Genomic DNA, 19,934 nt, shown 5'->3' with positions numbered 1-19,934 from the left:
GTGCCACGGTCATCCGGCGGTCCATCGGTGGTCCATCGGCGTGCGGCGGAGGTCGCCGCGGCGGACGACCGCCCCGGTCACGGGTGCGCGGCCCACCATGCCTCTGCGCGCTCCAGATCCTCCGGCGTATCGATGCCGGGCGGGAACTCGGACGGGGTCAGCGCCACGCTGATGCGGTGCCCCGCTTCCAGCACGCGCAGCTGCTCCAGCGATTCCAGCTGCTCCAGCGTGCCGGGCGGCAACGCAGCGAACTGGCGCAGGAAGCCGGCGCGGTAGCCGTAGATGCCGATATGGCGCAGCCAGTGCGGGCCGGCCAGGGTGTCGCGCGAGCGCGCGAACGCATCGCGGTGCCACGGGATCGGTGCACGGCTGAAGTAGAGCGCGTCCAGGTTCTGCCTGCGCACGACCTTGACCACGTTCGGGTCGAACAGGGTTTCGGCATCCTCGACCGGGGTGGCCAGCGTGGACATCTCCGCACCGCTGTAGACCAGGGCTTCGGCCACTGCGCGGATGCCTTCGGCCGGGGCGAACGGCTCATCGCCCTGCAGGTTCACCACCAGCGTGTCATCCGCCCAGCCGGCCTGCGTTGCGCACTCGGCCAGGCGATCGGTGCCGGACGCATGCGCGGTGGAGGTCATCGCCACGCGCACCTCGGCCAGCCCCTGCAGGGCATCGGCGATGCGCTGATCATCGGTGGCGACCCAGACTTCGCGCGCACCGGCAAGCAGGGCGCGTTGCGCCACGCGCAGCACCAGCGGCTCACCGCCGAGCAGGCGCAGTGGCTTGCCCGGCAGCCGCGATGCGGCGTAACGGGCGGGAATGGCGACGACGAACTCGACGGAAGCGCTCATGGGGGACGACCTGTACGGAAGGAATGCAGTCAGGGCCTCAGTGTGCCGCACGCGGCACCGGGGCCGTCAACGCTTGCCGAGTTTCTCGACGCGGTCCAGCAGCGTGATCCAGAACGCCGCCGGCAGTTCGGCCGACAGCGGCACGGCGAAGTGCCATTCGGTCGCGAAGGCCTTGCACTTGACCGCATCTTTCTCGGTCATCAGCACCGGCAGTTCGCTGCCGAAACGCAGATCGGCCGGCTGGTAGGCATGGTGATCGGCGAAGGCATGCGGCACCACGCCGATGCGATGCGCACGCAGCATGTCGAAGAAGCGCTGCGGGTTGGCGATACCGGCCACCGCGTGCACGCGCTGCCCCTGGAAATGCGCGAGGCGCCGCGCGCGGCCGCCCTGCAGCGGCTGGGCGCTGTCGATGCGCAGCTGCATCGGCCATTCGCCGAAACCGCAGGCGGTCTGCGCTTCGGTGCCATCGCTGGCCTGGCCCATGTTGACCACCCGGAAGTCGCAGTCGCGCGCACGGCTGGCCGGCTCGCGCAGCGGCCCGGCCGGAATCAGCCGGCCATTGCCGTAGCGACGCTGGGCGTCGACCACTTCGATCTCGATGTCACGCGCCAGCCGGTAATGCTGCAGGCCGTCGTCGCAGACGATGATGTCGCAGCCCGCCTCGACCAGTGCCTTGCCGGCCGCGACACGGTCCGCATCCACCCGGACCGGCACGCCGGTTTTCCAGGCGATCAGCACCGGCTCGTCGCCGCCGATCGCGGTATCGGTCGTGGCCAGCACCCAGCGTGGCGTTCCCGCGTCCTCGCGGCCATAGCCACGGCTCGCGACGCCCGGCTTCCAGCCGGCCTCGCGCAGCCGGTTGACCAGCGCGATCGTCAGCGGGGTCTTGCCGGTACCGCCGGCGGTGATGTTGCCGACCACCACCACCGGCACCGGCAGCGGATGCCGCTTCAGCCAGCGGCGGCGATACGCCATCCGCCGCAGCGCGATGGCCGCGCCGTACAGCGGTGACGCCAGGCGTGCCAGGAACGGAATCGCGGTGCCGTCATACCAGTACGACGGCGTGTGCGTACCCTTGCCGGCCATCAAGGCTGCCTTTCGCGGAACTGCATCTTGTGCAGGTGCTCATACAGGCCACCCAGCGCCAGCAGTTCAGTGTGCGTGCCACGTTCGACGATGCGGCCGTGGTCCATCACCAGCACCTGGTCGGCATGCTCGATGGTGGACAACCGGTGCGCGATCACCAGCGTGGTGCGCTCCGGCATCAGGCGCTGCAGGGCATCCTGCACCAGGCGCTCGGATTCGTTGTCGAGCGCGGCGGTGGCTTCATCCAGGATCAGGATTGGCGCGTCGCGCAGGATCGCGCGGGCGATCGCCAGACGCTGGCGCTGGCCGCCGGAGAGCAGCGCACCGTTCTCGCCGACCGGCGTCTGCAGCTGCTGCGGCATGCGCGCGATGAACTCCCAGGCATTGGCCGCTTCGGCCGCCGCGCGGATCTGTTCTTCGGTGGCGTCCATGCCGTAGGCGATGTTGGCGCCCACGGTGTCATCGAACAGCATCACCTTCTGTCCGACCATCGCGACCTGGCGGCGCAGATCGGCCAGCGGATAATCATCCAGCGCCACGCCGTCGAGCGTGATGCGGCCACCGCTGGGTTCGTAGAAGCGCGGCACCAGGCGGATCAGGCTGGTCTTGCCGCTGCCGGAGCGGCCGACGATCGCCGTCACCGTGCCCGGCTTGGCCACGAAACTGATGTCATCCAGCGCGATGCCGGTGTCCTCGCGGTAGCGCAGCATCACGTGTTCGAACGCAAGCTCGCCACGCGCACGGCCGATCCGCTGGATGCCTTCGTCACGCTCGACCGGCATGTCCAGAATCCCGAACAGGCGCTCGGCTGCGGCCACGCCGCGCGAGATCGAGGTCTGCACGCTGGTCAGGCGACGCAGCGAGGGAATGATCGCCATCATCGAGGTCATCAGGCCCATGAACTGGCCTGCGTTGAGCTTGCCGGCCAGCGCCTCGCGGGTGGAGACCCACACGATCACCGCCAGCGCCAGCGCGGCCAGGAACTGCACCGTGCTGGAGGCCAGCGCGCGCGTGGTTTCCACCTTCATGTTCAGGCCGAGCATGCGGTTGGCCAGACGCGAGTAGCGCGAGATTTCATGCGCCTGGGTGCCATGCACCTTCACTTCCTGCTGCGCAGCCAACGACTGTTCGGCGGTCTGCGCCATGCCACCCATGCCGTCCTGGATGCCCCGGCTGATGCGGCGGTAACGCTTGCCGACGACCGAGACGATCACGCCGATCAGCGGCACCACGACCAGCATCGCCATCGTGACCTTGACGCTCATCTGCAGCATCACCACCAGCATGGCGATGATGGTGAGGGTGTCGGCCACCAGGGTCTTGAGCGCATCGGCGCTGGCCTGGGTAACCTGCTCGGTATCGAAGTTCAGGCGGCTGACCATCACCGGCGTGGCCTCGGCATCGAAATGCGAGGACGGCAGATGCAGGTACTTCTCCAGCACCTGCTCACGCAGGTCGCGCACCACGCTGCGCCCGGTGCGGGCAAGCGCGTAGTCGCTGACCAGGGTGGCCAGGCTGCGCATCATGAACAACCCGAGGATGGTCAGCGGCAGGATCACCGCCATGCGCGGCTCCGGGTTGACGAACCCCCGGTTGACCAGCGGCTCCATCAGCTTGGTGAAGCTGTAGCCGGCCAGGGCCTCGACCACCATCGCGACCACAGCCGCGACCATGAACACCCAATAGGCACCGGTATACCCGAGCAGGCGCTTGTAGATCGGCCAGACGGGGGAATGTTTCTTGCTCATGGACGCACCTCCGGCGCGGTAGCGATGGCGATGCGGCGGAAGCCCAGCTGGCCCAGGGCATCCTGGGCAGTGACGACAGCCTGGTAAGGCGTACGCGCGTCGGCGCGCAACAGCACGGTCTGTTCGCGATCACTGCCGGCCACGGCGGCGATCGTCTGCTTGACCGACTCCACGTCGGTACGCAGCACTTCCTGATCGTTGATGAAGTAACGCCCCTCGGCATTGACCAGCACGCTCAGCGAACGCGGCGGCTCGGTGGTGTCCTGCTGGCTGGCGGTCGGCAGCTGCAGCTGCAGCGTCGAGCGCGCGTCGAAGGTGGTGGTGACCACGAAGAAGATGATCAGGACGAGGATCACATCGATCAGGGGAACCAGATCGATGTGGGGCTCGTCCTGGATCCGGTCATTGCGGATGCGCATCCGTCAGCCCTTGACCGTCACGGGTGCGGCGCCGGCCGAAGCACCGGTGGCGCGCGGAGCGTTGTTCATCACGCCCGGGCGGCCATCGAGCGCGTCCAGCAGGGCCGAGGCCTCCTGCTCCATGTCGATCACGTAGCCGGCGATACGGCCCTTGAAGTAGCGATGGAACATCAGCGCGGGGATCGCCACGATCATGCCGGTGGCGGTGCAGACCAGCGCCTTGCCGATACCGCCGGCCAGCTGGTTCACATCGCCCACGCCGTGGTCGAGGATGCCCATGAACATCTGGATCATGCCGACCACCGTGCCGAGCAGGCCGAGCAGCGGGCCGGCCGAGGCGATCGTGCCCAGGGCGTTCAGGAACCGCTCCATGCGGTGAACCAGGTGCCGGCCGGCATCTTCGATGCGCTCGCGGATCTGGTCGCGCGGGCGGTTGCGTGCTTCCAGCGCGGTAGCCAGCAGCGCGCCCAGCGGCGAATTGCCGCGCAGCGACTGGATATGGCTCGGGTCGAGCTTGCCGCGCGCGGCCCAGTTGCGCACTTCCTGGCCCAGCCCGGGGGGCAGGACTTCATTGCGGCGCAGGGTCCAGAAACGCTCCAGGACAATTGCCAAAGCCAGTACGCCCAACAGCAGCAGCGGCAGCATCGGCCAGCCACCGGCCTTGACCAGTTCCCACACGTTTCAATCCTCCGGCCCAGCGGCCGCCTGTTTGATCGCCGATAGGATAGCAGCCGGCCGGCTCCGCTCCGCGGCATCCCACCAACGCCGCTCGAAAACCCGTTGTTCACGCACCTGCAGGCCTTCACGCCCGAGCCAGACCCGCACCGCGCCGCTGTCGGCGGTGGTGAGCACTTCGGCGCCCACCGCCTGCCAGCGCTCCACCACCTCGGCACGGGGATGACCGAAGCGGTTGCGGTGGCCCGCCGAGACGATCGCCAGCCGCGGCGCGACCGCTGCCACCCATGCCGGCGTGGACGAACCGGCGCTGCCGTGGTGTGGGACGACCACCGCTTCCGCCGCCAGGCGTGCGCGCGCCTGCTGGACCAGCAGGGCTTCGCTGCGCTTTTCGATGTCACCGGCCAGCAGGATCGCCCCCTGCGGCGTCTCGATCCGCAGCACGCAGCTGCTGTCGTTGGTGGACTGCGGTTCGTCGCGCGGGGGATGCAGCACCCGGAACGTCACCCCGTCCCATTGCCAGGACTGCCCGGCATGGCAGGCCGAGGCACGACCGCGCAGCGCGTCAGGCGGCGCCTGCAGCATCGCGCCCGGAAAGCTGCGGCGAACCCCGCGCAGCCCGCCGGTGTGGTCGCGGTGGTCGTGGCTGATCATGATCCGGTCCAGACGCCCCTGCCCCAGCGCCCGCAGGGTCGGCACCACGATCCGCTCGCCCGCGTCGAAGCCATCGTCGGCCCCGGGCCCGGTGTCGTACAGCAGCGTGTGCCGGCGCGTACGCACGGCTACCGCCAGGCCCTGCCCGACATCCATCACGATCAGCTCCACCTCGCCCTCGCCCGGACCATGCCGCGCCGGCCACAGCAGCGGCAGGCACAGCAGCAGGGCCGGGACGCGGCCACCACTGCCGCGCGGCAGCAGCAGCCAGAACACACCGAACACGGCCGAGATCAACGCCCAGCGGTTGGCCTGCGGCAGCCACCACAGCGACAGCTCGCTGCGCGCGGCATACCCGAACAGCCACCAGCTCGCCTCGAAGCACCATGCCGCCAGCTGCCACGGCCAGCGCCCCGCCCCGTCGATCAGCGCCTCCAGCGCGGTGCCGAGCAGCGCCAGCGGCACCACCACCATCGTCCACCACGGAATCGCCACCAGATTCACCAGCGGCCCCGCACGCGAGGCCTGGCCGAACAGCGCCACGGTCAGCGGCAGCAGCGCCACGGTCGCCACGCCCTGAGCACCCAGAAAACCACGCAGCCAGCCCTCCTCACGCCCCGGCAGGCACCAGATCAGCCACAGCACGCCGGCAAAGCTCAGCCAGAAACCGGGGGCGAGCACAGCGAGCGGATCGAACAGCAGCATCGCCAGCGCTGCCAGCGAGAGCGACTGCGCGACGGTCGCCCGCCGCCGACTACAGCGTGCAGCGGCCACCACCGCGATCATCAGCACGGTCCGCACCGTGGGCAGCGCGAAGCCGGCCGCCGCCGCGTACAGCGCCGCACCCGCGACGGCGGCTACCGCGGCACCCATCGGCCGCGGCCAGTACAGGCCGAGCAGCGGCAGGCAGCGCCAGAGCCCGCCCGCCAGCACGGCGGCAACGCCCGCCACCACACCGACATGGAAGCCGGAGATCGCCACCAGGTGGGTCACCCCCAGCGCGCGCAGATCGTCCCAGTCGGCCGGGCTCAGGCCGCGAGTGTCACCCAGCGCCAGTGCCTGGACGAAGCGGCGGCCGTCGCTCTCGACCGCCTTGCCGATCGCGTCGGCCATCCGCTCGCGCCACGCAGGCAATCCCGTGGGCGCGGCCAGCGCAGCCGCCTGGGCGGGCTCGCGAACGTAGCCACTGCCGGCAACACGGTGCCGGAGTGCGTAGCCCTCGGCATCGAACCCACCAGGATTCACCCGGCCGCGCGGGGGCCGGACGCGCGCGGCGAGCGACCAGCGCTCGCCCGCGCGCAGCGTGCGCCGTCGATCATCGGCCGCGCCACGGAATCCGTCGTACCAGCCCAGGGCCAGGTCGCGGCCACGGAGTTCGGCGGGCATCGCCGGATCATCGTCCACCCGGAAGCCGAAGCGGGTGCCGCCGGGGCCGTGCACCGGCAGGCTGGTCACCCGTCCCTGCACGACGTGGTCCACCGGCGCGCTGCCGGCGGGAAGCTGCTGTGCGAGCCCGGCGTGGCCGTGGAAGGCGGCCCAGCCGAGGCCGAAAAGGGCGGCGCCGAGGAGGCGCAGACGGGAGGGCAGGATCCAGATTGCCAGCCCTGCCGCGAGCGAAGCCCACATCCAGCGAGGCGGCAAAAGAAAGGGTGCGAATACCGTCGCGCTCACGCCTGTCAGAAAAGCCGCCGCACAGGCCTTGCCGAGCATGGGCAACGGTGGGCGTCCGGAGGTAGCCAAGCGGCGCGGGGACATGCCTGTCGCACCCGATGAAAATCCAAGCCTCCCCCGTACACCGCACAACCACCATCAGGCGCGGCCGTGGCGAGCTGTCAGGCAATCCTGGCTGGGTGGCGCATCCTATTTCCGAAGCGCAGCGCCTTCACATCGGCGGCAGGACGGGATGCAAAGCAGCGACAACAAGACGCAGGACAATGTGTGACGCAGTTCAAACAAAGCCCTTCGCCGCGCCAAGAACCAGCGCCATCGACGAAAACCCAACACGCCGCCACGCCATTGCACGCGGCAGCGTTGCCCGATAGTGTCCAAGCTGCGCCGGGCTGTTGTTCCAGCCCGTGGTCACCACAGGGGAAAGGGGGTGTACGTGCAGCGGGAATGGTTGAAAAAGGAGTTTCACCTCAATCTGCGCATCTCTTCCAGTGGCGTATTGCTGGCGCTGGTCTACGCGATGGTGTTCTGGGCAACGCGGCAGATGTCGGTGGACCAGTTCTACCTGCCTGCCGGACTCCGCGTCGCTGCGCTGCTGTTGTGCCCGCCGCGGACATGGCCTTACCTGATCGTTGGTGAGTGGGCTTTCTTCGCGCAGGCACGTTTCCACCTCATCGATCAGTACGGCCTCGCGTGGGTCGTACTTGCATCCGCGTTGCTGATGCCGACGGTTGCAGCGATCGTGTATCTGCACCGCCGCCGATTGGCTGCGGGCAATCCGGCCTGGCTGCTGTCCATCGCTGCACTTTCCGCCGTCGCCATCACGGCACTCAATCAGGGCCTGGCTTATCTGCTGATGCCCACGCTGCACGACGCCGTCTCCTGGATGGGCGTCGCGAAATACATCATCGGCGACTACCTGGGCATCCTGATTTTCGCGCCGGCCGCGCTGCTGTGGAAACACCGTCACCATCTGCCACGCCCTACCGCTGGCACAGGAATGATGGCCGTGGCCACATTGACGGTGATCGGCGTGCTCGGCGTGACGGCGATGCAGCTCCCCGCCGATGACCTGCTGGCAAAGAGCAGCGTGCGCATCGCGATGCTGCTGCCGGCGGCCGCGCTTACCTGCATGTACGGATGGCGCGGCGCCGCCATCAGCGTAGCGGGATTGAACCTCACCATCGGGCTGACCCTGGAAAGCTCCGGATTGCCCGGGTCGTTCGATCCGGTCGCCTTCATGGCGCAGCAGGTCCTGGCGGTCACCGGCACCGCATTGCTGCTGCTGGGCTCCACGATTTCCCGTTACTACCGGCAGTTCAATGCACACGACCGGCTGGGCAGACAGGCCGCCTCGCTCGTCCGCACGGCCCACCTCGCCAGCGAAGAAAGCCGCAGGGAACAGGCGCTGCGCATGCAGACCATTGGGGAAGACATCGACCGCTCGCTCCAGATGGCAGCCGATCTCCTCAAGCAACGAGGGTATCTGGCGCCGGCGATGGACATGCTGCGCCGTGGCGCATCGCAATCGCGCCTGTTCCGCGAGCAGATCAGCATGGTCTACCCGAGCGACATCGAATACGCAGGTCTTTACGTCGCCCTGCAGTCGGGCGGCGTCGCCGGCGCCTGGGACGCGACCGATCGCGTGGCGCGCCCTCGGTTCAGTGGCGACCCCTGCCAGCTGAGCCTCGGGCTGCAACTGGCGGCCTACCGCAGCCTGGTCGACGCTGTCGGCGTGATGCTGAAGCACGAGTCGGGATTCCTGCGTGTCCGCGCTCACTGCGGTCGTCGTGGCGACTCCCAGGGCATCGTCATCACCGTCGCACTGCTGGATCCGCAGCGCACACTGACCGCGCAGACCGTTGCGCGTGCCAACGAGGTGCTCGGCGGACGGGCCTTGGCTTACGGCGGCAACCCACGTTGCCGCCGTAATCGTCTCCGCCTGGTGCTTGTCGAGACCCGGCAGCCTTATCGCGTGCCGTCAGGGCTTTCGATCGACCAGATCACGCCCCGCGCCGTGCTGTAAGCCACCAGCCACAGCCCCGGCTTGCGGTACACCACTTCCCGGCCGGCACCTGCCGGAATCTCCAGGATCCGCCCCGGCAGCGAGACGCGGTCGGCATCCACACCGCCCGGCAGCGTCCAGAACACCGTGTCGATGTTGCCGATGATCGCGCGGACCTGATCATTGCGGTCATTGACCTGGATGTACCAGACGCCGTCCCGCTTGAACTCGAAGGCATGCCAGCCCGCTGCTTCGCTGACGTCCAACGCCAGCGGCGCGGACTCCCCGAGACCCTTCGCTGCGATGTAGCTTCCGTGCGGTTCGCTGACACAGCAGGACGCCGCCTGTGCCGATGGGACCGCGAGAATCGCCGTCGCGAAAGCCGCGGCCGCGTATGCCAAAACCGTAAGACGATGCGTCGTTGCCATTTTGCCTCCTTCCATTGGGATTAGGTCACAGGACCGGTTCCGGCCGGCCGCAGGTCTGGCCAACCGGCCTCGCGACGCTAACACACGGGATCAAGGAGACAGCCTCGACATGCCCGCACCCACGGGCCATGGGAAGGGCGAGGCGCAGAGAACGAAAGGAAAAACGCCGAAAACGAAAAAGCCGGCCTGGTGGCCGGCTTCGTCTTGTTCCACCTGTTCCCGTGGTTTCCCAGGTACTGAAGTGGTGGGCGGTACAGGGTTCGAACCTGTGACCCCTACCATGTCAAGGTAGTGCTCTACCGCTGAGCTAACCGCCCGTTTTGCTTTCCTGCCCCGCTGCGAATGCGTCGGTGCAGGCCGCGTATATTACGGACGCCCCCTGGAAAGCGCAACACTTTTGTGAAGATATTTCACAACGCGTTGTTCAGCCCAGACTGGCCTCCTTCAACTTGCGGATCTGGTCGCGGACGCGGGCGGCATCCTCGAACTCCAGATCACGTGCGTGCTGGTACATCTGCTGCTCCAGCGCCTGCAGGCGCTTGGCGATCTGGGCCGGCTCCATCGTGCGGTAATCGGCGGCCTCTTCAGCCACGCGGCCGCCCTTGCCCTTGCCCTTCCCTTTGCCGCGCGACTCCTTCTCGGCCGCTTCCGATCGCGCGCCTTCCAGCACATCGGTGATCGGCCGCAGCACCGACTTGGGCACGATGCCATGCAGTTCGTTGTACTCGACCTGCTTGGCGCGACGGCGGTCGGTCTCGTCGATGGCCGCCTGCATCGAGCGGGTCATCTTGTCCGCATACAGGATCGCCTTGCCACGCAGGTTGCGGGCGGCGCGGCCGATGGTCTGGATCAGCGAGCCGGTCGAGCGCAGGAAGCCTTCCTTGTCGGCATCCAGGATTGCCACCAGCGACACTTCGGGCATGTCCAGGCCTTCGCGCAGCAGGTTGATGCCGACCAGCACATCGAACTTGCCCAGGCGCAGGTCGCGGATGATCTCCACGCGCTCGACGGTGTCGATATCCGAGTGCAGGTAACGCACCCGGATGCCGTGCTCGGTCAGGTATTCGGTGAGGTTCTCGGCCATCCGCTTGGTCAGCGTCGTGACCAGCACGCGGTCGCCGAGCTTGATGCGTTCGTTCACCTCGGACATCAGATCGTCGACCTGGGTGCCGACCGGACGGATCTCGACCACCGGATCGATCAGGCCGGTCGGACGCACCACCAGCTCGGCAATCTCGCCCTCGGTCTCGCGCAGCTCATACGGCCCCGGCGTGGCCGAGACGTAGATGCTGCGCGGGCACCGTTCTTCCCACTCCTCGAACCGCAGCGGACGGTTGTCCAGCGCCGACGGCAGGCGGAAACCGAACTCGACCAGGGTCTCCTTGCGCGAGCGATCGCCTTTGAACATCGCGCCGATCTGAGGGATGGTCACGTGCGATTCGTCGATCACCAGCAGCGCGTCCGGCGGCAGGTAATCGAACAGGGTCGGCGGTGGATCGCCGGCATTCTTGCCGGTGAGATGCCGCGAGTAGTTCTCGATGCCGTTGCAGTAGCCGACCTCGGCCATCATCTCCAGATCGAACTGGGTGCGCTGCGCCAGGCGCTGCGCTTCCACCAGCTTGTTCTGCTCGTACAACTGCTCCAGGCGGACCTTCAACTCCGCCTTGATCGTATCCACCGCCGACAGCACGCGCTCGCGCGTCGTGGCGTAGTGGGTCTTCGGATAGATCGTGTAGCGCATCATCTTGCGCAGGCTCTCGCCGGTCAGCGGATCGAACATGCTGATCTGCTCGACCTCGCCTTCGAACAGCTCGATGCGCACCGCCTCGCTATCCGATTCGGCCGGGAACACGTCCACCACTTCGCCGCGCACGCGGAAGGTGCCGCGGTGCAGCTCGAACTCGTTGCGGGTGTACTGCAGCTGGGTCAGGTGCTTGATCAGATCACGCTGGTCGATCCGTTCGCCGGTGGAGAGGATCAGCCGCATCGACAGGTAATCCTCCGGCGCCCCGAGGCCGTAGATCGCCGACACCGTCGCCACCACGATCGCGTCCGGGCGCGACAGCAGGGTCTTGGTCGCGGCCAACCGCATCTGCTCGATGTGCTCGTTGATCGAACTGTCCTTCTCGATGAAGGTGTCCGACGAAGGCACGTAAGCCTCGGGCTGGTAGTAGTCGTAGTAGCTGACGAAATACTCGACCGCGTTGTGCGGGAAGAACGACTTGAACTCGCCGTACAGTTGCGCCGCCAGCGTCTTGTTCGGGGCCATCACCAGGGTCGGCTTCTGCACCTGCTGGATCACGTTGGCGATCGTATAGGTCTTGCCGGAACCGGTGACGCCGAGCAGGGTCTGCTTGGCGATGCCCGCCTCGAAGTTCGCGGTCAGTTTCTCGATGGCCGCCGGTTGGTCGCCCGCCGGCGAATACGGGGATACAAGTTGGAAACGATCGCTCATGGTGCCGCCACTGCCGGGAAGCGCCCAGTATAACGGCCGCCTTGGTGACGGCCGGTTGATGGGAATACCCACCCTTCAGGACGGGTCAGGCTGATATTCAGGCTGTGCGCCACAGGGCAACCTCAAGCCTTCCCTGCTGACGGATGCCCAGCCCCATGCCCCGGCGCCCTTCCTGCTCTCGTCACACCGGCCTGACCCTGCTGGAGCTGATGGCCACCCTGGCAGTTCTCGGCCTGCTGGTAGCGGTCGCTGCGCCCAGCTTCATCGAGACGGTCTCCAGCCTGCGCGCGGACGCACTGCGGATGCAGCTGAACTCGGCCTTTTCCGGCGCCCGGATGGCGGCGGTGACCCGCAGGGAGAATGTCAGTGTCTGCCCCAGTGACGACGGTAGGCGGTGCACGGCGGAATGGAGCAAGGGGTGGCTGACCTACCGCGACCCACTTCGGCGGCCGCAACCTGCTGCCGAGCAGGACATCCTGCAGTACTACCCCGGCCAGACCGCTTTGACGCTGCTGGCCCCCACGTCGGCTGGACGTCCGCGCCTGCGGTTCCGGCCGGATGGCAGCAGCATGGGCATCAACCTGACCGTGACCATTTGTGCACGGGGCCGCAGACACAGCAGAGTGATTGTCAATAATGCCGGGCGCGCCCGCTCGGAACGACTGGCCGATCGCGCTCCCTGCTGAGCACGTTGGATCGCAAGAACGCCGTGCAGGAACGACAAAAGCCGCGATTGCTCGCGGCTTTTGCAGAATCTGGCGCCCGAAGTTGGACTCGAACCAACGACCCCCTGATTAACAGTCAAGTGCTCTAACCGGCTGAGCTATTCGGGCGGGGAGGCGCATTGTACGGGGCACTGGCGTGGAGGGCAACACCCCGGCGCAAGGTTTCCCTCAGCACGTCACCAACATTCGGAGAGCGTGCCGCCACTTGTCTTGACGTTGGCCTGGTTGATGCCGAGGTCCCCGCATTTGTCCTTGGCTTGATTTCCTTGCGCGGTCGCAGACAAGGTGAAGGTCGACTGGGTGCCGACGAACCCGACGCTGTAAGCCGCGGTGCCGCCTTCGCGCGGCGAGCTGACCGACGAGCCGCCACCGGGCAGCGTGAACCCCTCGTAGGTGTTCTGCGTGGTGTGGTAGCGCTCGGCCAGCTGCGCATACTCGACCAGATCCGCCTTGACCTGGCCACGCTTGGACTTGCGCGTCTGCTCCACGTAACTCGGGTAGGCGATACCGGCCAGGATCGCCATGACGATCACCACCAGCATCAGCTCGATGAGCGTGAAGCCGCTCACCCTGCGCGCAAAGGCGGGCGACGCGCCACGGGCACGGGCTATGGCAGGAAACAAACGACTCATTGCAACTGCCTCCAGGACTGGCGACCACAGGGATAGGGCACGTACATCGGGACGCCGCCCGCAGCGGTAACCAACATCTGGCAGGGTTCGGCAGGCGGATCCACCGGGGGCGGCGTGCTACCGCCGGGCGACCCCGGCCCACCGTTACCCGGACCGCCCGGGTCACCGCCGGAAATGCTGCCCGGCGGTTGCTGGCGCGGCAGCACCTGAACGCCGACGTCCTTCACCGGTGCATTGCCGCCCGTCGACAGCGGTACCGCCGCCGTGCCCGCACCGTACTTGGTGCCGGTCGGCGACCCGGCGCGCATCTTTGACAACGCGGGCGCGCCGGACTGCGCACTCAAGCCGAACAGCCAGTTGGAGCCATCCGAGGCACAACTCTTGGTGGTCGGGTTGGGCACATAGGTGGGCATGAAAACCACTCCCGAGGCCAATGCGGGATAGGCAACGAAACGCTCACCCGCCGGCAGGTCGACATGCCAGCCGCGCGCGTTGGCCGGTACCGTCCCCAGCGTCATCGTGCGCACATCACCGGATGCGGACACGCTGTACGGGCGCAGATCCGCTGCGGTCATCGTCTCGCCGGGCGCGCCATCCGAGGCGTCCAGGACGGCATACAGCGATTGAATCGACTCGTCGCGGACGTCTTCGTTGAACACAAAGCTGCCCGTACCGAAGAACAGCATCACGCCGCCGCGGTCACCGTTGGTAGCATTGATGCCGCCGGTGATCGGCTGACGGTACGTCAACCCATTCTTGGTGCTGGTCTGTGTGGTGAACAGCGGCGTGGAGACCTTGGCACTGGTGTCGCGCAGGTCGAACTTCCACATCGCGCCCTTCTGATCGGCCGCGTAGACGGTATCGGCGTAGCCGTCACGCCCGCGGCTGCTGCCGGACCAGCGGTCGACCACCAGGATATTGCCCAGGCCGTTCTTGCCGGCCGGCGGGGTGCCTGCGGTCTCGGACGCTTCGATCATCGTGATGTTGGGCGAGCCGGTGCCGATGTCCACCATGAACAGCACGACCTTGCCACTGGCGCTGCCGTAGCCGTTGCCGAAGATGGCCTTCCACGTCACCGTCCCGCTGGCATCCTTGAACGGAACGATGACCGGCTTGCCCAGCACGTGCCCGATGTTGGCCTTCACTCCATCTGACCCGCTGAGGTCGTTGATTTCCCACAGGCGGCTGCCGGTACCGAAGCTGCCCGGCTTGGTCACATCCAGAGCGAACACGCCGCGTCCGCCCGCACCGGTCGTGCCGACCAGCACGGTGCCCCAGCTCTTACCGATCCGCGCATCGGAGACCGCGACCGGGCCATCGACGTAATAGCGATGGGAGAACTTCTGGAATGCCTGGTTGTTCGGATCGAGCGGGAACAGCAGGTTGCCCATGTGGCCCATCGACATGGCGGGAATGTAGGCGAACGTTTCAGCGCCACCGCCATTGTCCATCGTGCCGGCCACCCCCATGCCACCATCGAAGGCGTGCAGCATGCCGTCGTTGGCGCCGACATAGACCATGTAACGCCCACTGCGCTTGGTCTCCAGGTAGGTGGCATAGCTCGCGCCCAGGCCTCCATCCAGCCCCCGATAACCGTAATCGTCGATGGGGGCACTGATGACCGGCGACGAATTGATGATGTCGCCAAGCACCGTGGTGCGGTCGCGGAAGCGCCCCCCTCGCCGCGTTTCCAGACTTCTGTCGCCCAGCAGGTAGCTGACCGCGTTTGCGGGCGACGCGCCGAGATCGGTCAGCTCACCGACCGAGCAACGGGCCATGCCCGGGTACAACGACGGGGACAGGTCACACAACGACTCCAGCGTGACACTGTTGCTGCTGAAGGGAAGCACTTCGGTGTTCGTACCGAAGAAAACCTTGCGCGCGGTCGGCTGCGGCATCTTGGCGCTGGCTTCCCACGCGGTGGTGTAGACCGCTTTGCGCGTTGCCTGGTCCACGGTGATCTGGCTCGCGGTGAGGCGGCTGAACCAGTCGGTCGATTCGTTGGCGATCTCGTAGTACGGCGCCACCGCCATCGAGCCGGTGCCGATGCGCGCGCCCGACTGCGCGTAGCTGCCCGAGGACGACGCACCGGCCGTCACCGACGACAGCACGCGGCGCATGGCCTGGGTGATGTCGGCCGGGGTACGCGCGTTGATGAACTCGCCACGCGTGTTGACGGCGGCATGCCAGATGTCATCGATGGTGCTGATCGCACCGTTCTCGCGCTTTGGCCAGTTGTTGTAGATGGAGGCGTTGGTATACGGGTCCTGGACGATATCGGGATTGAACAGCTTGCCGCGCCCGCCCAGGGTGATGCCGTAGAAATTGACGTGCAGGTTCTTCTGGCAATCCAGGCGCGGATCCGGGTTGGCCGTATTGCAGGCCTCCGGCACCGGCACCAGCCCGGGCGCGAGTTCCGGACGCAGTGGGGATTTGCTATCCTTGTTGATGTAGTACGAAGCGGCGATATCGGCCATCGTATTGTCGTGGCTATCCTTGAACGGGATGCCCATGTTGCCGTCGCCATTGGCATTGGCGACCGCCGGACCGTCAAGGTTGCTGTAGCCGTCCGTGAACAGCATGACGGCATTCTTCTGGCAGGCCAGCTGCACCGGGGCGAGATCATCGGTCCGGGTGAACTGCGTAGCGGCCGCCTTCACCGCCTGGCGGTTGGGGGTACTGCCCGAGGCGTTCAACGCGATCATCTCGGCGTACAGCGCGCGCTTGTCGTCCTTGGTACCCAGATCACGGATGGGCAGCACCGCGCCCTTGTCGCTCATGTCGTAGGAGGCGTTGTCGTTGATCTTGAAATAGCCCACGCGCAGGTTGTCCACCGTCGCCATGGATCGGGTCATGCCGGCGATCATGGAACGGTTGCGGTTGCCGTAGTAGGAGAACCAGTTGGCAAAGTTCTGCAACGCGGTGCCATCAGTGCTTTTGATGGTGTACTTCCACATCGTGCAGCCCGTGCCACAGGCATTGGCGACCTCCGAGCGTTCCACCGCCGCGTAGGCCCCGGGGCTTCCAGCCAATTCAGGACGCGGGTCGTTCTTGCTCGTGAACGGAAGGAAGAAGGTGGCCGGCACGTAGGTAATCGTGGCGTCGTATCGTGTTGGCTGATTTTTGACTTTGTAGAAATCTGCGGTGTTCCAGACGTAGTCATTGTTAGCCGCGAACGGGGTGCCGTCCTTCTCCCTACCATTGTTGTCATAGGCGAAGAAGACCGTGCCCTTTGGCACGATCATTCCATCGACCATGTTGAACACACCAGTGGTGGCCGCGGTCAACGACACTTTATTGGCCTGACGAGGATCGATCAGAGTATTGTCGGTGGCCGCCTGCGCGTAATCGACCACCTTCTCCTGGGCGGTGTCATAGCGCATCCACGGCTCATACTTGATCGTAGGGTTGTAGAAGGCCGGGTTGTACGTCGGGGAACGTGCGAAGCCGAACTTATCGAACGGTGCAATGCCGTAATACGCGCCGGAAATGCGCGACCCCGGCAGCACGTAGAAGAAGCTGCAGGTCCCTGATGTACTGAGCGCCTTGGAGCTGTTGAAGAAGCTCTTGGTCGTCGTATTCCAACAGGCCTCGCCATCCGCACCGGGGAACTGGGTCTGAAAGGTCATGGAGCCGGAGTTGTCGACGGTCATGATGAAGGCCGGTTGCGCCTGCACCTGATTGTTCAACGGCACCTGGGACAGCGTCCCCTGCCCCTGCGCGGCGATCAGCTGGTACGTCAGCACTCCGCCGCCGACCAGCACGGCCAGTACGGATGCGGAAATGAGTGTGGTCCTGCGCGATACCATGTGCGCGTCCTCAGAGCTTGAAAACCGTGTCAATCACGGTCGAAGAAGTGGGATTGTCAGCATCGTCGGCGGCATAGCCGGTGATCTGGTAGATCGGTATGGGGTTATCGCCCGGCCCGCCCATGCCGACGCCGGTGCCGAAGGGCACGCAGGTATCGATCTGCCTGACCGTTACCGCTGGAACCGCATCGGAACTCTGCTTGCTGCCCCACTCTGACGGGTCGAAGGCAGCATCGCAGCCGGCATCGATGTCGCCGGCGCCGATCAGGCTGCCGTCGGGCACCACCTGACGATTCGCGATTTTCTCCACGAGATGTTCGGCGGTGCGCACCGTCGCTTCGGTGTTCTGGAAGGAGAGATTGCTCGCGCGATAGTTGGCCGACATCTTTTCCTGCATGCCGGCGACCTGCATGCCCGCGATACCGATCAGCGCCAGCAGGATCAACATCACCAGCGCCACATACAGCACGGCGCCACGCTGGCGGCGCGGGGCCGGAGAACGAACGACGGGGCGGACGGAGGCGTGCATGTCAGTTCCCATAGAGTCGATTGCGCAAGGCCACCGATACTTCATAGCTGGCCCGGTAGCGGGTATCGCGGGTATCGGACGGCGCGAACTCCACGCCCAGTGCGCCCTGGCGAGCCACCTTCTGCTGCGCCTGCAACGCATCGGCCGGTTGCGGGCTGCGTGCCAGCACGCCGACCTGCACCAGGCCTACGCGCCGCCACTGGCCGGCAGCGGCGGCATCGGTGCCTGTGGTGACGCCACTGGCGGTTGCCTGTGCGGTGATGTTGCCGATCGGCGAGGCATCCGCACTGATGTTGGTGGTCGAATCCAAGCCGAACAGCACCTGCAGATTCTCGATGCCCTCGACCAGTTCTTCATTGAGCTCGGCCGGATATTGGCCAGCAGAATTGGCGCGGGCACGTCGCAACGCCGGCTCGCCGGATGCGCCGGCCCCGATGTAGTACACGATGGATTCGGCGCGGTAGACCAGCGTCTGCCCGTTCGGCGGTGCGTATCGGGACAGGTCCGCATTGGTCGCCGTCACCGTGCCGCCAGCCAGCGTCCCCGGGAAAATATCAACATGGGCGCAATCGGCGATACCGAACATCGTCGGCGCAGCGGGCGTGCCCTGGCTCAACCGCGCGGCGCGCTCCGTGTCCATCGTCAATTCGCTGCTGCCACTGTCCGCCGAGATGGCCGTGACCGGAACGCCCTCACCGGCCAGGAAGCGCAGTACCAGCACGTCGCTGCCGCCCAGCGGATTCAGCCCGACGATCCCGGACGGCAGGCCACTGGCATCACTCCAGGCCTCGCCCAGAGTCAGGGTATTGCCTGGCGCGGTGCCGCCGGCTTCATAGCCCTGCACCGCCACCGAGAAATCCAGCGGGCTGCCGGCACCGGTGGCAGCCGTGAAATGATGTCGTGGATCCCCCTCATCCTTGATGAAGTGGGCCTGGTCGTTGACGCACCCGTAGTGTCCAGCCATGCGGATGTCGCGCTCGAGGAAGTCGATCGCAAACCGCGCATTCTCCTGGGTGCGTGCAACGCCTTCGGCCAAGCGGGAGGCTGTGCGCGAGGCGATGAAGACCTGGATGACGCCCAGCATCAGCACGGTACCGATCACCACCGCGACCATCAGTTCGATGAGGGAAAGGCCGTGCTGCCTGCGCCGCAGGCTCGGGAAATGGCTCATAGCTGCGAGGTCACGGTGAAAGTGGTCTTGTCATCGGGATTGTCCTTGTCCCAGCGCTGATCACCCCAGGCGATCCCGACGGTGACGCTGCCATCGCTGTAGGTCACGTTGGCACTGGCGGTTTCGCCCAGCGCCTTGGCCACCTGGCACTGCCACCGTGCGACGTTCTGTTCGATGGTGACCGCATCCCCGGTCGGACGGCCACAGGCCCCGGCCACGGCTACTGATCCGGCCGAGAACGATGCCGTGCTGTACCAGGCTGCCTGGAAACGATTGGCACGCATCTGATCGATCAGGTCATACGCCAGGTTGGTCGCCTGGGTGCGGTAGTTGGCGCTCTGGGTAAAGCGCACGCTCATGGTCTGCAGCAGCGCGAAGCCGAGCAGGCCAAACGCAAGCACCACAATGGCAACCAGCACCTCGATCAAGGTAAATCCACCTGGCACTGCGCGCAGGCGGCGATGGCGTTTGCGCTTCATTGGCACGCTCCCTGGGCACTGCGTGCCTGGCCGGAGGAATTGATGGTCACGGTGCGCTGCATCGGTTGGCCGCTGCATTCGTCAGGCCGCAGGGTCAGCGTCTGGTCGGCAGGCGCCTGGCGGCGACCTCGCCCGTCGAAACTGATGGCCAAGTTGTCCGGCCCGTCAACGACCAGCCTGGGGTGGCCTTGGCTGTAGCGCAGGACCGTTTCGCCGGTTTCCAGGGTACCGCTGCCGTCCGGGTCGGCAAAAGCCAGCATGCCGCTGTTCCAGTCGCCGTCGCAGCTGCTGCCAGTGGCGCTGCCACAGACACCGCCGCCCCTGTTGTTACGGATGGCCTCACTGCGTGCGAGCGCCAGCAGGCCCAACGCTTCATTGTTGGCCGCAACCACCCGATTGGATCGGATGACGCCCAGAAAATTCGGGAACCCCACCGCGACCAGCACGGCAAGCACCGCCATGGTCACCATGAGCTCGATCAGTGTGAAGCCGTTGGACCGGCGCAAAGACATGAAACGCTCCCCAGCGTTGATGACACAGAAGATGAACGCCCCGCCGCCGATCAGCAAGCGGCGGCAGGACGAACGGTCGCCCGGA

Annotated in this window: 15 protein-coding genes, 2 tRNA genes and 1 pseudogene; 2 read left to right on the top strand and 16 right to left on the bottom strand. The window is 66.3% G+C overall.

Going from position 1 to position 19,934, the window contains the following annotated elements; translation table 11 throughout:
* Window positions 1-77 precede the first annotated feature (77 nt).
* The 6 genes and pseudogenes from kdsB to AB9O74_RS05590 all read right to left on the bottom strand — a co-directional run bounded on the left by kdsB (window position 78) and on the right by AB9O74_RS05590 (window position 7,191).
* Window positions 78-851: a 3-deoxy-manno-octulosonate cytidylyltransferase gene (kdsB, locus tag AB9O74_RS05615; protein ID WP_179459284.1), complete on the bottom strand. Its 774-nt coding sequence runs from the start codon at window positions 849-851 to the stop codon at window positions 78-80.
* A gap of 66 nt (window positions 852-917) precedes the next feature.
* The gene (gene lpxK, locus AB9O74_RS05610; RefSeq protein WP_369348709.1) at window positions 918-1,940 is read right to left on the bottom strand and encodes a tetraacyldisaccharide 4'-kinase; all 1,023 of its coding nucleotides are present in this window, start codon (window positions 1,938-1,940) and stop codon (window positions 918-920) included.
* Window positions 1,940-3,688, bottom strand: coding sequence for a lipid A export permease/ATP-binding protein MsbA (gene msbA / locus AB9O74_RS05605; RefSeq protein WP_176989596.1), 1,749 nt, complete (start codon window positions 3,686-3,688; stop codon window positions 1,940-1,942). The genes lpxK and msbA overlap by 1 nt, the downstream gene beginning before the upstream one ends.
* Window positions 3,685-4,107 carry a biopolymer transporter ExbD gene (locus tag AB9O74_RS05600; protein WP_019183376.1) on the bottom strand — a complete coding sequence of 141 codons (423 nt, stop codon included), beginning with the start codon at window positions 4,105-4,107 and terminating at the stop codon, window positions 3,685-3,687. The genes msbA and AB9O74_RS05600 overlap by 4 nt, the downstream gene beginning before the upstream one ends.
* 3 nt (window positions 4,108-4,110) lie before the next feature.
* The gene (locus AB9O74_RS05595) at window positions 4,111-4,785 is read right to left on the bottom strand and encodes a MotA/TolQ/ExbB proton channel family protein (protein WP_176989595.1); all 675 of its coding nucleotides are present in this window, start codon (window positions 4,783-4,785) and stop codon (window positions 4,111-4,113) included.
* Window positions 4,676-7,191: pseudogene (locus AB9O74_RS05590) on the bottom strand (DNA internalization-related competence protein ComEC/Rec2). The gene AB9O74_RS05595 and the pseudogene AB9O74_RS05590 overlap by 110 nt, the downstream one beginning before the upstream one ends.
* Before the next feature lie 343 nt (window positions 7,192-7,534).
* Here AB9O74_RS05590 and AB9O74_RS05585 point away from each other — a divergent pair.
* Complete coding sequence (locus AB9O74_RS05585; RefSeq protein WP_369348708.1) at window positions 7,535-9,130, top strand: MASE1 domain-containing protein; 1,596 nt, start codon at window positions 7,535-7,537, stop codon at window positions 9,128-9,130.
* Here the strand turns inward: AB9O74_RS05585 and AB9O74_RS05580 are convergent.
* From AB9O74_RS05580 to uvrB, 3 genes are all read right to left on the bottom strand, one after another.
* On the bottom strand, window positions 9,073-9,537 hold the full coding sequence (locus AB9O74_RS05580) for a hypothetical protein (RefSeq protein WP_346478587.1): 465 nt from the start codon (window positions 9,535-9,537) through the stop codon (window positions 9,073-9,075). The two genes, AB9O74_RS05585 and AB9O74_RS05580, sit on opposite strands and share 58 nt — an antisense overlap.
* A 242-nt stretch (window positions 9,538-9,779) precedes the next feature.
* Window positions 9,780-9,854 (bottom strand) — tRNA-Val (locus AB9O74_RS05575).
* A 107-nt stretch (window positions 9,855-9,961) separates the two neighbouring features.
* Window positions 9,962-11,992: an excinuclease ABC subunit UvrB gene (gene uvrB, locus AB9O74_RS05570; protein WP_346478586.1), complete on the bottom strand. Its 2,031-nt coding sequence runs from the start codon at window positions 11,990-11,992 to the stop codon at window positions 9,962-9,964.
* A gap of 155 nt (window positions 11,993-12,147) precedes the next feature.
* Between uvrB and AB9O74_RS05565 the strand changes: the two genes are divergently transcribed.
* Window positions 12,148-12,678, top strand: coding sequence for a GspH/FimT family pseudopilin (locus AB9O74_RS05565; RefSeq protein WP_176989592.1), 531 nt, complete (start codon window positions 12,148-12,150; stop codon window positions 12,676-12,678).
* Window positions 12,679-12,748: 70 nt separating this feature from the next.
* Here the strand turns inward: AB9O74_RS05565 and AB9O74_RS05560 are convergent.
* The 7 genes from AB9O74_RS05560 to AB9O74_RS05530 form a co-directional block, all read right to left on the bottom strand.
* Window positions 12,749-12,825: transfer RNA gene (locus AB9O74_RS05560), tRNA-Asn, on the bottom strand.
* 68 nt (window positions 12,826-12,893) lie between these two features.
* Window positions 12,894-13,349, bottom strand: coding sequence for a type IV pilin protein (locus tag AB9O74_RS05555; RefSeq protein WP_176989591.1), 456 nt, complete (start codon window positions 13,347-13,349; stop codon window positions 12,894-12,896).
* Window positions 13,346-17,158 carry a pilus assembly protein gene (locus AB9O74_RS05550; protein WP_369348707.1) on the bottom strand — a complete coding sequence of 1,271 codons (3,813 nt, stop codon included), beginning with the start codon at window positions 17,156-17,158 and terminating at the stop codon, window positions 13,346-13,348. Before AB9O74_RS05550 ends, AB9O74_RS05555 begins: the two co-directional genes overlap by 4 nt.
* A 10-nt stretch (window positions 17,159-17,168) precedes the next feature.
* Window positions 17,169-17,687, bottom strand: coding sequence for a PilX N-terminal domain-containing pilus assembly protein (locus tag AB9O74_RS05545; RefSeq protein ID WP_369348706.1), 519 nt, complete (start codon window positions 17,685-17,687; stop codon window positions 17,169-17,171).
* 1 nt (window position 17,688) lies between these two features.
* Window positions 17,689-18,858, bottom strand: coding sequence for a PilW family protein (locus AB9O74_RS05540; protein ID WP_369348705.1), 1,170 nt, complete (start codon window positions 18,856-18,858; stop codon window positions 17,689-17,691).
* Window positions 18,855-19,337 (bottom strand): type IV pilus modification protein PilV, encoded by a 483-nt coding sequence (gene pilV / locus AB9O74_RS05535; RefSeq protein WP_176989587.1) that lies wholly within the window; start codon window positions 19,335-19,337, stop codon window positions 18,855-18,857. The genes AB9O74_RS05540 and pilV overlap by 4 nt, the downstream gene beginning before the upstream one ends.
* Window positions 19,334-19,849: a GspH/FimT family pseudopilin gene (locus AB9O74_RS05530; protein ID WP_369348704.1), complete on the bottom strand. Its 516-nt coding sequence runs from the start codon at window positions 19,847-19,849 to the stop codon at window positions 19,334-19,336. The genes pilV and AB9O74_RS05530 overlap by 4 nt, the downstream gene beginning before the upstream one ends.
* Between the last annotated feature and the right edge of the window lie 85 nt (window positions 19,850-19,934).

It is taken from the genome of Stenotrophomonas sp. JAG2, from assembly GCF_041080745.1.
GTDB lineage: Bacteria > Pseudomonadota > Gammaproteobacteria > Xanthomonadales > Xanthomonadaceae > Stenotrophomonas > Stenotrophomonas maltophilia_AA.
This window is presented reverse-complemented; position numbering and strand designations above follow the sequence as displayed.

Excerpts from the sequence above, each read along its gene's own strand:
- AB9O74_RS05555 (WP_176989591.1), bottom strand. The coding sequence starts at position 13,349 with ATGAGTCGTTTGTTTCCTGCCATAGCCCGTGCCCGTGGCGCGTCGCCC.
- kdsB (WP_179459284.1), bottom strand. The coding sequence starts at position 851 with ATGAGCGCTTCCGTCGAGTTCGTCGTCGCCATTCCCGCCCGTTACGCC.
- uvrB (WP_346478586.1), bottom strand. The coding sequence starts at position 11,992 with ATGAGCGATCGTTTCCAACTTGTATCCCCGTATTCGCCGGCGGGCGAC.
- AB9O74_RS05550 (WP_369348707.1), bottom strand. The coding sequence starts at position 17,158 with ATGGTATCGCGCAGGACCACACTCATTTCCGCATCCGTACTGGCCGTG.
- lpxK (WP_369348709.1), bottom strand. The coding sequence starts at position 1,940 with ATGGCCGGCAAGGGTACGCACACGCCGTCGTACTGGTATGACGGCACC.
- AB9O74_RS05545 (WP_369348706.1), bottom strand. The coding sequence starts at position 17,687 with ATGCACGCCTCCGTCCGCCCCGTCGTTCGTTCTCCGGCCCCGCGCCGC.
- AB9O74_RS05530 (WP_369348704.1), bottom strand. The coding sequence starts at position 19,849 with ATGTCTTTGCGCCGGTCCAACGGCTTCACACTGATCGAGCTCATGGTG.
- AB9O74_RS05600 (WP_019183376.1), bottom strand. The coding sequence starts at position 4,107 with ATGCGCATCCGCAATGACCGGATCCAGGACGAGCCCCACATCGATCTG.
- msbA (WP_176989596.1), bottom strand. The coding sequence starts at position 3,688 with ATGAGCAAGAAACATTCCCCCGTCTGGCCGATCTACAAGCGCCTGCTC.
- AB9O74_RS05565 (WP_176989592.1), top strand. The coding sequence starts at position 12,148 with ATGCCCCGGCGCCCTTCCTGCTCTCGTCACACCGGCCTGACCCTGCTG.
- pilV (WP_176989587.1), bottom strand. The coding sequence starts at position 19,337 with ATGAAGCGCAAACGCCATCGCCGCCTGCGCGCAGTGCCAGGTGGATTT.
- AB9O74_RS05580 (WP_346478587.1), bottom strand. The coding sequence starts at position 9,537 with ATGGCAACGACGCATCGTCTTACGGTTTTGGCATACGCGGCCGCGGCT.
- AB9O74_RS05540 (WP_369348705.1), bottom strand. The coding sequence starts at position 18,858 with ATGAGCCATTTCCCGAGCCTGCGGCGCAGGCAGCACGGCCTTTCCCTC.